This is a genomic window from Azospirillum sp. HJ39 (assembly GCF_041507355.1).
GTDB lineage: Bacteria > Pseudomonadota > Alphaproteobacteria > Azospirillales > Azospirillaceae > Azospirillum > Azospirillum thiophilum.
In genome coordinates, this window is record NZ_CP167911.1 from 1,737,065 (window position 1) to 1,752,085 (window position 15,021).

General features: G+C 68.4%; 13 protein-coding genes and 1 riboswitch. Of the genes, 2 read left to right on the plus strand and 11 right to left on the minus strand.

The genetic code is table 11. The annotated features are described in order from the left end of the window. Window positions 1–45: 45 nt before the first annotated feature. The 5 genes from rpsB to ABMY26_RS21500 all read right to left on the minus strand — a co-directional run bounded on the left by rpsB (window position 46) and on the right by ABMY26_RS21500 (window position 7,552). Window positions 46–828: a 30S ribosomal protein S2 gene (gene rpsB, locus ABMY26_RS21480; protein ID WP_045580009.1), complete on the minus strand. Its 783-nt coding sequence runs from the start codon at window positions 826–828 to the stop codon at window positions 46–48. 254 nt (window positions 829–1,082) lie between these two features. Beyond that, window positions 1,083–2,909 carry an aspartate--tRNA ligase gene (gene aspS, locus ABMY26_RS21485; protein WP_372396683.1) on the minus strand — a complete coding sequence of 609 codons (1,827 nt, stop codon included), beginning with the start codon at window positions 2,907–2,909 and terminating at the stop codon, window positions 1,083–1,085. Between the two features lie 283 nt (window positions 2,910–3,192). After that, window positions 3,193–3,579 carry a DUF6285 domain-containing protein gene (locus ABMY26_RS21490; RefSeq protein ID WP_372396684.1) on the minus strand — a complete coding sequence of 129 codons (387 nt, stop codon included), beginning with the start codon at window positions 3,577–3,579 and terminating at the stop codon, window positions 3,193–3,195. Then, window positions 3,579–4,661, minus strand: coding sequence for a phosphotransferase family protein (locus tag ABMY26_RS21495; RefSeq protein ID WP_372396685.1), 1,083 nt, complete (start codon window positions 4,659–4,661; stop codon window positions 3,579–3,581). Before ABMY26_RS21495 ends, ABMY26_RS21490 begins: the two co-directional genes overlap by 1 nt. A gap of 212 nt (window positions 4,662–4,873) precedes the next feature. Next, a complete protein-coding gene (locus ABMY26_RS21500) occupies window positions 4,874–7,552 on the minus strand; it encodes a glycosyltransferase (protein WP_372396686.1) in 2,679 nt (892 codons plus the stop codon). 186 nt (window positions 7,553–7,738) lie between these two features. Between ABMY26_RS21500 and ABMY26_RS21505 the strand changes: the two genes are divergently transcribed. Then, on the plus strand, window positions 7,739–7,954 hold the full coding sequence (locus ABMY26_RS21505) for a hypothetical protein (protein ID WP_372396687.1): 216 nt from the start codon (window positions 7,739–7,741) through the stop codon (window positions 7,952–7,954). A gap of 178 nt (window positions 7,955–8,132) precedes the next feature. Here the strand turns inward: ABMY26_RS21505 and gcvPB are convergent, their stop codons facing one another. From gcvPB to gcvT, 4 genes are read right to left on the minus strand one after another with little or no spacing between them, the layout of a single operon-like run. Next, complete coding sequence (gene gcvPB, locus ABMY26_RS21510) at window positions 8,133–9,704, minus strand: aminomethyl-transferring glycine dehydrogenase subunit GcvPB (RefSeq protein ID WP_372396688.1); 1,572 nt, start codon at window positions 9,702–9,704, stop codon at window positions 8,133–8,135. After that, window positions 9,701–11,047, minus strand: a complete 1,347-nt coding sequence (gene gcvPA / locus ABMY26_RS21515; protein ID WP_372396689.1) for an aminomethyl-transferring glycine dehydrogenase subunit GcvPA — start codon at window positions 11,045–11,047, stop codon at window positions 9,701–9,703. The genes gcvPB and gcvPA overlap by 4 nt, the downstream gene beginning before the upstream one ends. Window position 11,048: 1 nt before the next feature. Further along, window positions 11,049–11,423: a glycine cleavage system protein GcvH gene (gene gcvH, locus ABMY26_RS21520; protein WP_372396690.1), complete on the minus strand. Its 375-nt coding sequence runs from the start codon at window positions 11,421–11,423 to the stop codon at window positions 11,049–11,051. A gap of 49 nt (window positions 11,424–11,472) precedes the next feature. Continuing rightward, window positions 11,473–12,585 carry a glycine cleavage system aminomethyltransferase GcvT gene (gcvT, locus tag ABMY26_RS21525; protein ID WP_372396691.1) on the minus strand — a complete coding sequence of 371 codons (1,113 nt, stop codon included), beginning with the start codon at window positions 12,583–12,585 and terminating at the stop codon, window positions 11,473–11,475. A gap of 172 nt (window positions 12,586–12,757) precedes the next feature. Continuing rightward, window positions 12,758–12,872, minus strand: a riboswitch (glycine riboswitch). Between the two features lie 231 nt (window positions 12,873–13,103). Here gcvT and ABMY26_RS21530 point away from each other — a divergent pair. Continuing rightward, complete coding sequence (locus ABMY26_RS21530; protein WP_372396692.1) at window positions 13,104–13,937, plus strand: hypothetical protein; 834 nt, start codon at window positions 13,104–13,106, stop codon at window positions 13,935–13,937. A 64-nt stretch (window positions 13,938–14,001) separates the two neighbouring features. On the opposite strand, the gene ABMY26_RS21535 is transcribed toward ABMY26_RS21530, so the two are convergent. Next, the gene (locus tag ABMY26_RS21535; RefSeq protein ID WP_372396693.1) at window positions 14,002–14,241 is read right to left on the minus strand and encodes a CDGSH iron-sulfur domain-containing protein; all 240 of its coding nucleotides are present in this window, start codon (window positions 14,239–14,241) and stop codon (window positions 14,002–14,004) included. 53 nt (window positions 14,242–14,294) lie between these two features. Next, the gene (locus ABMY26_RS21540; RefSeq protein WP_245636680.1) at window positions 14,295–14,765 is read right to left on the minus strand and encodes a hypothetical protein; all 471 of its coding nucleotides are present in this window, start codon (window positions 14,763–14,765) and stop codon (window positions 14,295–14,297) included. Window positions 14,766–15,021: the final 256 nt, after the last annotated feature.

Genomic DNA, 15,021 nt, shown 5'->3' on the forward strand with positions numbered 1-15,021 from the left:
CCGGGCCATAGGTCATAAGGCCCGGCTGCCCTTCAACCGTCAGGGTCAGGCCTGGGCGGCGGTCTCGGCGGTCTCTTCCTCCGGCAGCTGCTCGGCCGGGGCGTCCTCGGCGGCACCGACGTCGATGCCGGCAGCGCTCATCTCGGCCTGCAGGCCGTCGAGCACGGCGCCGACCGTCAGGTCGCAGTACATCTCGATGGCGCGCAGCGCGTCGTCATTGCCGGGGATCGGGAAGGCCACGCCGTCCGGATCGGAGTTGCTGTCGAGGACCGCGATGACCGGGATGCCCAGCTTGTTGGCTTCCTTGACCGCGATCGACTCCTTGTTGGTGTCGATGATGAAGATGACGTCCGGCAGGCCGCCCATCTCCTTGATGCCGCCCAGCGCGCGCTCCAGCTTGTCGCGCTCGCGGGTCAGCTCCAGCACTTCGCGCTTGGTCAGGCCCGAGGTATCGCCGCCCAGACGCTCTTCCATCTCGCGCAGGCGCTTGATCGACTGGGAGATGGTCTTCCAGTTGGTCAGCATGCCGCCGAGCCAGCGGTGGTTGACGTAGTACTGGCCGCACTTGGCGGCGGCCTCGGCGATCCGCTCCTGGGCCTGGCGCTTGGTGCCGACGAACAGAACGCGGCCACCGCCGGCGACGACGTCGCGCACGGCCTGGAGGGCGCGGTGCAGCATCGGAACGGTCTGCTCGAGGTCGATGATATGCACGCCGTTGCGGACGCCGAAGATGTACTGGTTCATCTTCGGGTTCCAGCGGCGGGTGTGGTGACCGAAGTGGACACCGGCTTCCAGCAGCTGGCGCATGGTAAAGGTGGGCATGGTCATGTGGAAAAAATCCCTTTTTCCGGTTGCTCCGCCGCGGGCGTTGTCGAGCGCATGGAAACCATGGCCTATGACACCGGATCGGGCCATCGGACGAAACCGACGGTCCGCCAGCCCGCGTGAGGTTTTGACGACGGCGCTTACATAGCCCCGCGGACCTGTGTTGACAAGAAAAAAGGCCACGCGGAGCCCTGTCCGCGCGGCCTTTTTTCCTTGAACCGGAAGCGGTTCGGAAGTCCGGATCGGGTCCGGCCGAATTAGGCCTGGGGCGTCGGCGGCGCGACAACCTTCGGCTTGGGAAGGTCGAGCTTCAGGTGCAGCTCGCGCAGGCGCGCCGTATCGACCGGCGCCGGAGCCTGCATCAGCAGATCCTCGGCGCGCTGGTTCAGCGGGAAGGCGATGACCTCGCGGATGTTGGGCTCGTCGGCCAGCAGCATGACGATGCGGTCGATGCCGGGGGCCGAGCCGCCGTGCGGCGGGGCGCCCAGCTTGAACGCGCTCAGCATGCCACCGAAGCGGGCTTCCAGCTCCTCCGGCGGATAGCCGGCGATCTCGAAGGCCTTGTACATCACCTCCGGCAGATGGTTCCGGATCGCGCCCGACGACAGCTCGACGCCGTTGCAGACGATGTCGTACTGGTAGGCCTTGATGTCGAGCGGGTTCATCGTCTCCAGCGCCTTCAGGCCGCCCTGGGGCATGGAGAACGGGTTGTGGCTGAAGACGACCTTGTTGGTCTCCTCGTCCAGCTCGTACATCGGGAAGTCGACGATCCAGCAGAAGCGGAAGGCGTTCTTCTCGATCAGGTCCAGTTCCTCGCCTATGCGGGTGCGGGCGAAGCCGGCCAGCTTGGCCGCCGGACCGGGCTGGTCGCAAACGAAGAAGACCGCGTCGCCGTCCTCCAGACCGACCAGTTCGCGCAGCGCGGCCTGGGCTGCCTCAGGCACGAACTTGGCGATCGGTCCCTTGCCGCCGGCGGCCTCCATGACGATGTAGCCGAGGCCGGGAGCACCGAGTCCGCGCGCCCAGTCGTTCAGCTTGTCGAAGAAGCTGCGCGGACGGTCGGAGACCTTGGGGGCACGGATGGCGCGCACGACCCCACCCTTCTCCAGCGTCTGCTTGAAGGCGCGGAACTCGACGTCGTCCCGCTTGAACACCTCGGTCACGTCGGTGATGACGAGCGGGTTGCGCAGGTCGGGCTTGTCGTTGCCGTACTTCAGCATCGATTCGGCGAAGGAGATGCGGCGGAACGGCAGCTGGTCGATCGCCGGCTTCGAGTCGCGGCGGAAGCCGCCGAACTCGTCGAAGATGCCGTGCAGCACCGGCTCGATGGCGGCGAAGACGTCCTCCTGTGTGACGAAGGACATCTCGAAGTCGAGCTGGTAGAACTCGCCCGGGCTGCGGTCGGCGCGCGCGTCCTCGTCGCGGAAGCAGGGGGCGATCTGGAAGTAGCGGTCGAAGCCGGCGACCATCAGCAGCTGCTTGAACTGCTGCGGCGCCTGCGGCAGCGCGTAGAACTTGCCGGGATGGTTGCGGCTCGGCACCAGATAGTCGCGGGCCCCCTCCGGCGAGGAGGCGGTGAGGATCGGCGTCTGGAACTCGGTGAAGCCCTGGTCGATCATGCGGCGGCGCGCCGAGGCGATCACGCGCGAGCGCAGCATGATGTTCTCGTGGATGCGTTCGCGGCGCAGGTCGAGGAAGCGGTAGCGCAGGCGCACATCCTCGCCGGCGTCGGTGTCCTGGTTGACCTGCAGCGGGATCTGCTCCGCCTCGCCCTCGACCGTCAGCTCGGCGATCTGCAGCTCGATGCGGCCGGTGGGCAGCTTGTCGTTGATGGTCTCGGCGGTGCGCTTGACCACCTTGCCGGTGACGGTGACGACCGATTCGAGCTTCAGCCGGTTCGCGACCTCGAAGGCCGGATTGGAGGTATCGACCACGCACTGCGTCAGGCCGTAATGGTCGCGCAGGTCGATGAACAGCAGCTGTCCATGGTCGCGCTTCCGGTTCATCCAGCCCGACAGGCGGACGGTCTCACCGGCATTCTCTTCACGAAGCTGGCCGCAGGTGTGCGTGCGGTAGGGGTGCATGGGTCGAAACACCTTGAAAAGGTCGGATTCCGGCGGAAAAAACGGTTCGACACACCACACCGGACGGGCGTGAAAGTCAAGCCGCCTTCGGGCAGGGCGAGAGCAATCGCATATGGTTTACCCTCCCGCCCCGGAAGAGGGCATGAAGCCGTCGCCCATAGGCCGGACAGGTGCCAAAGGCAATCGTAGGTGGAAGGCAGTCGCGAAAATTGCGGACGACTTCAGGGTCGGTCGCCAAAGGCGGGGCCCAGGTGCCGTCATCGGGATCGCCGCCGGATCCCCCCTACCCCAGCGCCTTTGGATTGGTGATCCCGAGCCGCGCCCTGACGATGGCCTCCAGCGAGTCCATCAGCACCTCCTGGCCGTCATGGTCGAAGTCGCCGGCCGCAATCTCGATGCACAAGCGATGTTCCAACGCCTCGACCCGGTGGCGCAGCTCGTCGCCGGCCAGACCATCGTCGGCATCCTCGCCATAGAGCAGCGCGAGCGCCCCCAGCACGGAATGGCCGGCGGCATCGAGGCCCTTCAACTCGCGCTGGGCGATCTCCAGTGCATTGGCGACCATCAGCGCCTTGAAGCGCGCCTCCGGGGCCACATGGGGAAGGACGTCGGTGCGGAAGGTCGCGGCGGCGATCTCCAGCAAGCCGCGGGCGTCGGCATCGCTCAGCATCAGGCCACCTTGTCCACGGCGCTTGCCATCACCGCGCCGGTCGAGCGCAGATGGCGCAGCAGGTCCATCTCAATCTCCGGCAGCATGCGGCCGGTCAGGGCCAGCTCCAGCGACGGTTCGGCGCCCGAGCTGTGGCGGCGCCCCTGTTCCAGCGCGACCGCCGCCCAGCGCAGATAGGCCGCCGTCTCCCAATAGGCCACGCGGGCGGGATCGACACGGCGGCCGGAGGTCTCCTCGTAGCCGGCATAGAAATCCGCACGGTCGGCGATGCCGCCGGCCTCGCGGTCCGTGCGGCGGAAGCGCCAGGAGCGGGCGCAGAACCAGCCGAGATCCTCCATCGGGTCGCTGAACCCGGCGAACTCCCAATCGAGGATCGCGGTCAGGGCACCGTCCTTGACCAGATAGTTGCCGGTGCGGAAATCGCGGTGGCACAGCACCACGGCCCCCGGCAGCGGCGCATTGATCTCCATCCAGCGCAGCCCCCAGGCGATCACCGGATCGCGCCGCGCCAGATCGCCGAACCAGCGGCGGAGCTGCGCCAGCGTTTCCTGCGCCGGGCAGCCCGGCAGGTCGCCCAGCCGCTCCAGCCCGTCGGTGTCCGGCGACACCCGGTGCAGCAGGCCGAGTTGCCGGCCAAGCTCGCGCGCCAGGTCCGGCTGCGGCGCGTCGGACCGGGTGACGGCATGGCCGGCGCCCAGCCCCTCGGCCCGGCGCATGATGTAGAAGTCGGGCCCCAGCACCGCCGGATCGTCGCAGGCGAACAGCGGTTCCGGCGCCTTCACGCCACCGGCGAACGCTGCGCGCAGCACCACGAACTCGCGCAGCTTGCCGATGCTGGCGGAGATGCGGCCGGCCCCCTCCATCCGCAGCACGCAGGCATGGCGCCCGGCCAGCCCCCCGCCGTCGATGTCGAGCGTCACCGCCAGATTGAGGGAGATGGCGCCGCCGCCGAGCCGCCCATCCTCGATCACCGTGACCCGGGCCGCACCGGCCTGGTCGGCCAGGAAGCGCTCCAGCCGCCCCCGGTCGTCGGCGGACAGGAACGGGTGCGGCGATTGGTCGGACGCGGTGACGACGTGCATGGCGTTCTCCCGTGACGTGAAGCGCAACAGGGGCTGCGGGGGCGCATTGGTTCGCGCGGTGTCGACGCGCCGATGGTAGGCACGAAGCGCCGCCGCTCACAAGTTTGACCTTGGTGGGACATGCGGACGCTCCCTCCAAAAAGACGGCCCCTCCCCCACCGGGCGGGCAGGAGAGGGGCCGAATGGACGGGAGGGTCGGAGAGGGCCGGGGATTACGCGGCGATCGGACGGTTCGCCGCCTGCTCCTGCCCGGCCGGGGCGTTCTGCTGCGCCGCCGGCAGCGGGGCCGGCACCGGCTTGGCCTCGCGGATCCCCTCGCTCACCGGCAGCATGTCGCCGATGCCGAAAGCGACGGCCATCAGGTTCGGCACCGCCATGGCGGCGAGCAGGACCGACCACAGCTCCAGCGACAGGGTGCCCAGCGGGTTGACCAGCGCGGCGGTGGCCGCGGCGGCAACCAGGGCAGCGGACAGGATCGCCTCCGGCTTGGCGCAGAAGCGGCCGGCGGCGCGCTTGCCGCCCTTGGCGGTCACCCGGAAGGCATCCTGTTTGCGGAACAGGCCGCGGACGACGGCCAGCGCCACCGTGGTCGACAGCGCCATGCCGACGGCGCAGGCGCCCAGGCTGTGGCTCCAGCTGTTGCCCGAGGCGTAGCGCGAGGCCAGCAGGCTGGAGCCGGCACGCAGGACCAGGGCACCCAGAACGGCGGCGGTCGCGGCGACCGGCGGCAGGTGGAGCGGCAGGACCAGCGAGGCGAAGGTCCAGACCACGGCGGCGGCGGCGGCGAACAGGCCGACGGCGTCGGACCACCAGCGGATCCAGTTGGTGACGTAGCCCAGCTTCTGCCGCGCGTTCAGCTCGGCCGAGCCCGGCAGGAACTTCTTCCAATGGGCGCGGACGATCTGGGTCGAGCCGAACACCCAGCGGTCACGCTGCTTGCGGAACTGCATGAAGTTGTCCGGGGCCAGACCGGCGCCGAGCCGCTCGTCGGTGTAGGCGGCGCGGTAGCCAGCCGACAGGATGCGCAGGCCCAGCTCGGTGTCCTCGCAGATGCCGGCTTCCGACCAGCCGCCGACCCGGTCCATGGCGGAGCGGCGCAGCATGATCATGGTGCCGTGGCAGATGAAGGCCTGGCTGGAGACGCCCTCCTGCATGCCGACGTCGAAGAAGGGGCGGTATTCGGCGGTCATCGCCGCCTTCAGCGCCGTCTCGTCGCCGTCGCGGTGCTCCTGCGGCGCCTGGACGATGCCGACCGACGGATCGGCGAAGGCCGGGGCCAGCTTCGACAGCCAGTCGGGCGACACGGTATAGTCGGCATCGAGCACGGCGACGATCTCGGCCGACGGATCGGTGTGGCGCAGGGCGGCGTTCAGCGCGCCGGCCTTGAAGCCGGAGATCTTCTTGTACCAGTGGAACTTGAACCTGGACCCGAGCGCCCGGCACATCTCCTCCACCGGGCGGACGAGATGCTCCTCCTCGGTGTTGTTGATCAGGACGACGACCTCGTAGTTCGGGTAGTCCAGCCGCGACAGCGAGGCAAGCGTGGCGTTCAGGACGTCCGGCTGCTCGCGGCAGGCGGCGACGTGGATGGAGACCATGGGCGTGTGCCCGGCCGGCTGGTGTCCGACCTCAGGCACGGCTTGCGGCAGCAGCGCCGGGGCGCGGCCGGTAAGCAGGCGGCGGGCGACGTCGACCAGATCGGCGAAGGCGACGCTCATCATCAGGGCGCCGAGCGCGAAGGCGGAGCCCCAGGTGGTGACGGCGCCGAAGGTCAGATACTCGGCGAAGGCGCCGGCGACGGCGGAACCGATGGCGAAGCCGATGACGTTGGCGCCAAGCGCGGCGGCCAGCGCGAAGCCGGCATTGCTGCGGCGGCGGAACACGGCGAAGGCCGACAGGGCGAGGCCGAGGGCCAGCGCCACCCCGGCGCCGACCCGCTCGCCATAGGGGGCGGCGACCGCGCCGGTCATCGCCCATTTCGGCGCACGGTCGGCGTCGAGCACGCCCCAGGTCGGGCCGGGCGAGCCTTCGATGGTCGATTTCCAGATACCGTCGAACGCCTCGACCACGTTGTAATGGATGCCGAGCGCGTTGGCTTCCGCCGCAAAGCCGCGGACGACGGCGGCCTGGGCCTCCGGCGTCGGGTAGGCGTCATGGAAGTTCTCGCCGCCCGACGGCCAGCCGACCTCGCCGACGAACAGCGGCTTGCCCGGATGCGCCTTGCGCACGGTGTCGAGCCGGTCGCGGATCCAGGTCAGCGCATCCGCCACCGGCACGCCCTCCCAGTAGGGCAGGACGTGGACGCCCATGAAGTCCGAGGCCTTCACGGTGGCGTCGGCCTTGATCATCTCCGACCAGACGTCGGCGGTGCCGACCTTGATGCCAGGGGGCACGGCGGCGCGCACGCGGCGGATGTAGGACGACAGCTCGGCGTCGGTCAACTCGGCGCGCAGCAGCGTCTCGTTGCCGACGACGATGCGCTTGATGCCGCGGAACTCCTTGGCAAGGGCGATGCCGTGCAGCACCTCGCGCTCGTTGCGGGCCTTGTCCTTGCTCAGCCAGATGCCGAGCGTGACGTCCAGCCCCTTGGACACCGCGATCTCCGGCACCTCGCCCTGCGAGCCGAGTGTCGAGTAGGTGCGCACGCCGTCGGCAAAGCCGGCGATGGCGGTCATGTCCTTCTCGATCTCCCGGCGCGGCACCACCGGCTGGTGGGTGGGATCGTAGCCGCGCCCCGAGGGCGAGTAGGACACGGATTCGATGCGTCCGGGCTCCGCCTCCACCGGCGTCGGCGCGTTGCGCCAGGACCAGAAGGACGCGTGGCCGGCAGTCACGGCCAGCAGAGCGGCGACGATGGCTGCTCGCCGGATCGGGTTCTTCGGGTTGCTCATGGGGAGTTCGCGTGCCCTGTTGCAGGGTGGCCGTGTGCCACCGGACATCCGCACAAACGGGCAGCCCGCCTTCCCTATTCCGCCGCTTCTAAAAAAAATTGTGCGTTGCGGCGGCTGGAACCCGGGCGGCCGCGGGCTGTTGGAGGACGTCCGAACGAATTTCCGCAATGTCCAGGAGACGCAGCGATGGCAACCCGCCACGAACAGACCCCGGAGCACAAGAAGGCCCATGAGATCGCCGAGGAGGCGCTGGACAAAGCCGCCGAAGGCGATCCCCGCAAGGCGCGCGAGCTGATCGAAGAGGCCAAGCGCCTCGACCCGAAGATCGGCGAGGAAATGTCGCGCGAGGCCGCAGAGGAGCAGAAACAGGCAGATCGTTACGTCGACAAATCCGACAAGTGAGTGGCGGCCCCCTCCCCATCCCTCCCCCGCGTTCCGCGGGAGAGGGGGTAGGACGCTTGCAGACGTCCTGCAATGGAGAAGCGGAGTTCCCTCTCCCGCGAGAGCGGGGGAGGGTCAGGGAGAGAGCGGGGGAGGGTCAGGGAGGGGGCAAGCGCCGCTGCCCTTACTCGGGCGGCCCCTACTCCGCCGCCACGGCCTCGGCCACGACCGGCGGGGTCCAGCGCAGCACCGGCTTGCGGGCGGCGGCGGTCTCGTCCAGGCGGCGGCGCGGGGTCAGGCGCGGAGCCGCCTGGAAATAGGCGGCGTCGCCCGACTTCGCCCGCTCGGCCAGCGCGCGCAGCGCATCGACGAACTGGTCGAGGCTGGCCTTGCTTTCCGTCTCGGTCGGCTCGATCAGCAGGGCACCATGGACGACCAGCGGGAAATACATGGTCATCGGGTGGAAGCCCTCGTCGATCAGGGCCTTCGCCATGTCGAGCGTGGTGACGCCCGTCCCTTTCAGGAAACGGTCGTCGAACAGGCACTCGTGCATGCACGGCCCCTCGAACGACGCCGTCATCACGTCGTCGAGCCGCGCCATCACGTAGTTGGCGTTCAGCACCGCGTCGGACGACGCCTGCCGCAGCCCGTCGGCACCGTGGCTGAGCATGTAGGACAGCGCGCGGACGAACATGCCCATCTGACCGTGGAAGGCCTTCATGCGGCCGAAGGCCGGACCGTCGCCGGCGGCCTCGACCAGGGCGAAGCCGTCGGCCCCATGGGTGACGTAGGGCACCGGGATGTAGGGCGCCAGCGACTGGGCGAACACCACCGGACCCGACCCCGGCCCACCGCCGCCATGCGGGGTGGAGAAGGTCTTGTGCAGGTTGATGTGCATGACGTCGATGCCGAGGTCGGCCGGACGCACCCGCCCGACGATGGCGTTGAAGTTGGCGCCGTCGCAGTAGAAATAGGCCCCGGCCGCATGCACCGCCTCGGCGATCTCGATGATGTCGCGCTCGAACAGGCCGCAGGTGTTGGGGTTGGTCAGCATCAGCCCGGCGACGTCGGGACCGAGCTTGGCCTTCAGCGCCTCCAGGTCGACGCGGCCGTCGGCGGTCGCCGGGATGGCATCGACGCCGTAGCCGCAGGCGGCGGCGGTCGCCGGGTTGGTGCCGTGGGCGCTTTCCGGCACCAGGATCTTGGTGCGGCCGCTGTCGCCGTTGGCCTCATGGGCGGCGCGGATCGCCATGATGCCGCACATCTCGCCATGGGCACCGGCGGCGGGCGCCAGCGTCACCGCGGCCATGCCGGTCAGCGTCTTCAGCCAATGGGCAAGCTGGTCCATCAGCTCCAGCGCGCCCTGCACCGTGCTGACCGGCTGGAGCGGATGCACGTCGGAGAAGCCGGGGAGCCGCGCCATCTTCTCGTTCAGGCGCGGATTGTGCTTCATCGTGCAGGAGCCCAGCGGGTAGAAGCCGCTGTCGATGGCGTAGTTCTTCTGCGACAGCCGGGTGTAGTGGCGGACCACCTGCGGCTCGGCGAGGCCGGGCAGCCCGACCCGGGCGCGCGGCTTCACGGCGCCGAGACGGCTGGCCACCTTCGGCAGGTCGGGCAGGTCGACGCCGGTGCGGCCGGCGCTGTCCTGTTCGAAGATCAGCGGCTCTTCGATCTGCAGGCCGCGGTTGCCGGTGACGGTGCCGGTCACGCCGTCGAAAGCGCCCGAGTTCGCGGGGATGGCCGAGGGACGGCCCTGGGTGTTCATGCTCATGCCAGAACCTCGGTCAAGGCAGCCGCGAAGGCGTCCATGTCGGCGTCGGTGTTGGTCTCGGTGACGGCGACCAGCAGCAGGTCGTCCATTCCCTGGCCGGGATAGAGGCGCGACACCGGCACGCCGCCGAGGATGCGGCGCCCGGCAAGCTCCTCGACCACCGCGGCGGCCGGCTTGGGCAGCTTCACGGTGAACTCATTGAAGAAGCCGTCGTTCAGGATCTCGACGCCGGGGATGGTGGCCAGCCGGTCGGCCATCTGCACCGCCTTGGCGTGGTTCAGCTGGGCCAGCTGCGTGATCCCGGCCTCGCCCAGCAGGCTGACATGGATCGAGAAGGCCAGCGCGCACAGGCCGGAGTTGGTGCAGATGTTGGACGTCGCCTTCTCGCGGCGGATGTGCTGCTCGCGGGTGGAGAGCGTCAGCACGAAGCCGCGGCGGCCGTCGGCGTCCACCGTCTCGCCGCACAGGCGGCCCGGCATCTGGCGGACATATTTGTCCTTCACCGCGAACAGCCCGACATAGGGGCCGCCGAAATTCAGCGCGTTGCCGAAGGACTGGCCTTCCGCCGCGACGATGTCGGCGCCCATGTCGCCCGGCGGGGTCAGCAGGCCGAGCGACAGCGCCTCCGTCACCACGACGACCAGCAGCGCGCCCTTGGCCTGGCAGGCGGCGGCAAGGTCGGTGTAGTCGCGGACATGGCCGAAGACGTCCGGATTCTGGACGACGACGCAGGCCGTCCTGTCATCGACCAGCGCCAGCAGATCCTCGCCGCCGGTCGGGGCCGGCGGCAGGGCCACCGCCTCGAAACCGATGAAGCGGGCGTCGGTGCTGGTCACGTCGCGGTAATGCGGGTGCAGGCCACCGGACAGGATCGCCTTCTTCCGCCGGGTGATGCGGTTGGCCATCATCACCGCCTCGGCGCAGGAGGTGGCACCGTCATACATCGAGGCGTTGGCCACATCCATGCCGGTCAGCAGCGCGACCTGGGTCTGGAATTCGAACAGAACCTGCAGCGTGCCCTGGCTCACCTCCGGCTGATAGGGGGTGTAGGCGGTCAGGAACTCGCCGCGCTGGACCAGATGGTCGACGGTGGCCGGAACATGGTGGCGGTAGGCGCCGGCGCCGAGGAAGCTCGGCACCGTGCCCGCCGGGATATTCTTCGCCGCCATGGCGCCCAGCAGCCGTTCGACCTCGAGCTCACCCATATGGTTGGGCAAGCCCCCGATCGGGCCGGCCAGCCGGGCCGCCTCGGGCACGTCGCGGAACAGGTCGTCCACCGATTCCGCGCGGATGGCCTCCAGCATCGATTGCCGGTCGGCCTCGGTCAGGGGCAGATACCGCATATCAGTGCGACGCCTCCACGAAGGCCTTGTAGGCCGCTTCGTCCATCAGACCGTCGAGTTCGGCGGCATCGCTCAGCTGGAGCTTGAAGAACCAGCCCTCGCCCTCGGCATCGCCGTTGACCTTGGACGGGTCGTCGACCAGCGCCTGGTTCGATTCCAGGACGGTACCCGACACCGGGGCGTAGACGTCGCTGGCGGCCTTCACCGATTCGACGACGGCGGCTTCCTTGCCCTGCTCCAGCACGCGGCCGGCCTCGGGCAGCTCGACGAACACCACGTCGCCCAGCTGGCTCTGGGCGAAGTCGGAGACGCCGACGGTGGCGACATCACCCTCGACGAGAACCCACTCATGGTCCTTGGTGAATTTCCTGGTCATCTGAAGTTTCCCTGTTCGGAACGGTTGCTTGGTTTGCGGCCCCGGAGCGTCAGCCCCGGTAATAACGCTGCGGCACGAAGGGCGTGGCGGCGACGCGGGCGGGCAGCGGCTTGCCGCGGACGACCAGCGTCAGCGCGGTGCCGACCGCGGAATTGGCGGTGTCGACATAGCCCATGGCGACCGGCGCCCCGGCGGTCGGGCCGAAGCCGCCGCTGGTGATCTCGCCGAGCGTCACGCCAGCGGCATCCTGGATTTCGGTGTGCTCACGGGCCGGCTGGCGGCCGTCAGGCTGGATGCCGACCCGGCGGCGCGATGCCCCCTCGGTCAGCTGCCGCTGGATGATGTCGTAGCCGGGGAACCCGCCCTCGGCGCGGCGGCGCTTGGGCAGGGTCCATTCCAGCGCGGCTTCGACCGGGGTGGTGGTGGTGTCGATGTCATGGCCGTAGAGGCACAGCCCCGCCTCCAGCCGCAGCGAGTCGCGGGCGCCCAGCCCGATCGCCTCGACCTCCGATTCGGCGAGCAGGGCGCGGGCGATCATCTCCGCATCGGCCTTGTCGCAGGAGATCTCGTAGCCATCCTCCCCGGTATAACCGGAGCGGGTGAGGATCACCGGCACGCCCTTGAAGCTGGCGGACAGGCAGGTCATGAACTTCATGGTGGCGGCTTCCGGCACGAAACGGGCCATCACCCCGGCCGCCGCCGGGCCCTGCAGCGCCATCAGGGCGAGATCGTCCAGCAGCTCGACCTCGGCCTTGCCGGCCAGCTTTTCGCGCAGATGGGCGACGTCCTGCTCCTTGCAGGCGGCATTGACCACCAGGAACAGATGGTCGCCGGCATTGGTCACCATCAGGTCGTCGAGGATGCCGCCCTGGTCGTTCAGGAACAGCGTGTAGCGCATGCGGCCCAGCGCCAGCCCCTTGATGTCGCCGGGAACCAGCGTTTCCAAGGCTGCGGCCGGATCGGCGCCGGTCAGGCGGACCTGCCCCATGTGGGACACGTCGAACAGCCCGGCCTTCTCGCGGGTGTGCTGGTGTTCCTTGAGGATGCCCAGCGGATACTGCACCGGCATGTCGTAGCCGGCGAAGGGAACCATGCGGGCGCCAAGCTCGACATGGAGCGCGTGCAGCGGGGTGGTCTTGAGAGCGGTTGCGGCCTCGGTCACGCTGCGGGTCCTCCGACAGGGGTTCGCCCCCGCGCCGGGATCGGCACGGGTGAGCTGCCCCCTCTGTCTTGGACCTGAGAGATTCACCGCCGCCGGGTCGAGCCGGGCAGCCGGTTTACTCCTTCGGTGAGTCGCGGCGGGTGAGCGCCGAGGCTGCTTTCCAGAGTTGCCTTATCCCCTTGCGGTCCTTTTGCCTGAGAGTTTCCGGGGGCGGTTGCTCCTTCGGCGCCACCTGCAGAACTGCCGTTTCCGGCGCGTTCCAAGGCGATCTCTCCCGCGAGGGATCATCGGCGTGATGGCGGCACACTGTCGCGGATGGGGGCGATTGTCAATCGGGGTATCGGACGGCGGCACACGGCAGAGTCATGACCGCTTGCTGTTGATATTCCTTGTTTTAGGATTTTTATCTTTACGATAGGCTTATAAGCCGGTCATGGTGGCGCCGCGCGTTTCGCCGAGCTGGCCAGCCTTCGTCCGTCGCGTGCCCTTCTAACCACCGATGCAGCGGAGCCCCATCCATGACCGTGCAGACCTTCAATCCCACCGATCTGCCGCAGTCCGCCACCAACTGGGCCGTCGCCCAGCGCATCGTCGGCGCCTTCGCGCCCCACGCGCAGGTCAGGCCCAATTTGACACTAGCGCTCGACCCCGGCAACCTGCTGAACGGCACCACCCTGACCGAGGTGAACGCCCAGCCCGTCGGCCCCTTCACCCCGCCGGCCAGCGGCTTTCGCATCGACCGCGTGGTAATCGACCGCGGCACCGGCGCCGGTGCGATCGTGACCGGCATTGCCAACAGCCTGACTCCGCCGGCAATTCCGGCCGGCACGCTGCCGGTGGCGCGTGTCATGCTGCTGCCGACGACCGACGCCATCGGCAACGATCTGATCGTGGATGAACGGGCGCTGGTGGACCTGACCCCGTCGCCCCAGAATTCGGTCGTGGTTCGTGCGCACCGGAACAACGTCGGCCAGAGCGGGGTCACCAACAACGCCTGGGCCAAGGCCCTGCTGACGACGACGGATATCAACGTCGGGAATGCGTTCGATACGTCCACGTCCCGCTTCTTGCCGTCGGTTGCCGGCAATTACCTGCTTCACGCCCAGGTGATGATGAACTGCGGTGTGAATGGGTCCGTCTATGCCGGCCTCTACGTCAACGGCACAAACCTTTCCCTGTGCCGGTCACTGACCCCCGTCGCGACGCCGACCTACGCCGCGACAAGCTCCATCTGCTACCTCAACGGCACGACCGACTATGTCGAGATGAAAGTGCTCAACACCATCATCACCGATGGCATCCTGGATGGAACGCCGACGGCAACCTTCTTCACCGCCACTCGCTTGCCCTGACCTGAAACGCATGAAGCCGGACCTATGTCCGGCTTCATGTTTCAATGGCCCTCCAACAGCATCCTCACAAATCCAAGTGGCTGCCGTCGCAAAAGGGCGGCTTCTTGGTTGCCTTGCAGCCGCAGAAACGCGCCTTCATCGTCGTGGTCGGCGAGAACTTCATGGGTTCCAGCCCCGTCCCGGCGTGGCTGCCGTCGCAGAAGGGCTGCTTGGCGCTGCGGCCGCAGCGGCACCACCAATAAGTCTTGCCGGCCTCCATCTCGATGGTGATGGGCTCCTTGGACGCGGCAACAGGCTTGATCATACTCTCCCTGGCGGATGGCTTGGGAATGGCGTGTGGCGCGCCGGCCGTGCGCCTTACTTCTTGACCTGCGTCCGGTTGAACTCCAGCTGCTCCGGCGTCAGCTGGAATCCCAGATAGACCTTCCAGTCCTTGGCGTTGCCGTCCTTGGGCAGCGGGATCCGCGGGGCCAGCTCCTCCTTGCTGCCGGCGCGCGGCTGGCCGGGGACGAAGGTGACGTCGGTGTCGAAATAGGCCTTCGACACCAGCGTGTCGTCCGGCTGGGCCAGCGCGACGAAATACTGGTACTTGGCGACGTCGCCCTTCAGCGCCGGGCCGCGCTCGGCCACCAGATAGACGTTCACATTCACGGTCACGCCGGCACTGGTGTATTCGCAATTGCCGGTATAGTCGGTCAATGCCGCGCGCGACTCCAGGTCGGTCAGGTCCTTGCCGCCGGGGCGGAAGACGGTGACTTCCTGCAGGTCGCGGACGATGTTGACCTTCGGGCAGGCCAGCGCCGCGTCCGATGGGTTGGTCGGCCCCATGCCGGAGCATCCGGACAAAGCCAGCACGGCCCCGGCCGCGAGCAGCGCAGGGCGGCCCATCCGCAGGAGGGACGCCGGCGGGCTTTTCCGGGCGGGGGTTCCTATATTACGGTCGCGGCGGTCCATCGGTTCGGCCTGATCGGTTAACGGGCTGTTGGACCGCGACTTTAGTGTCCCAGCTTGACCGGCACAAGACCGCGCGGCGGTTCTATCCCTTGCGGCCGTTCGGCACAGGACCACCTAAGGGCGACGTCAT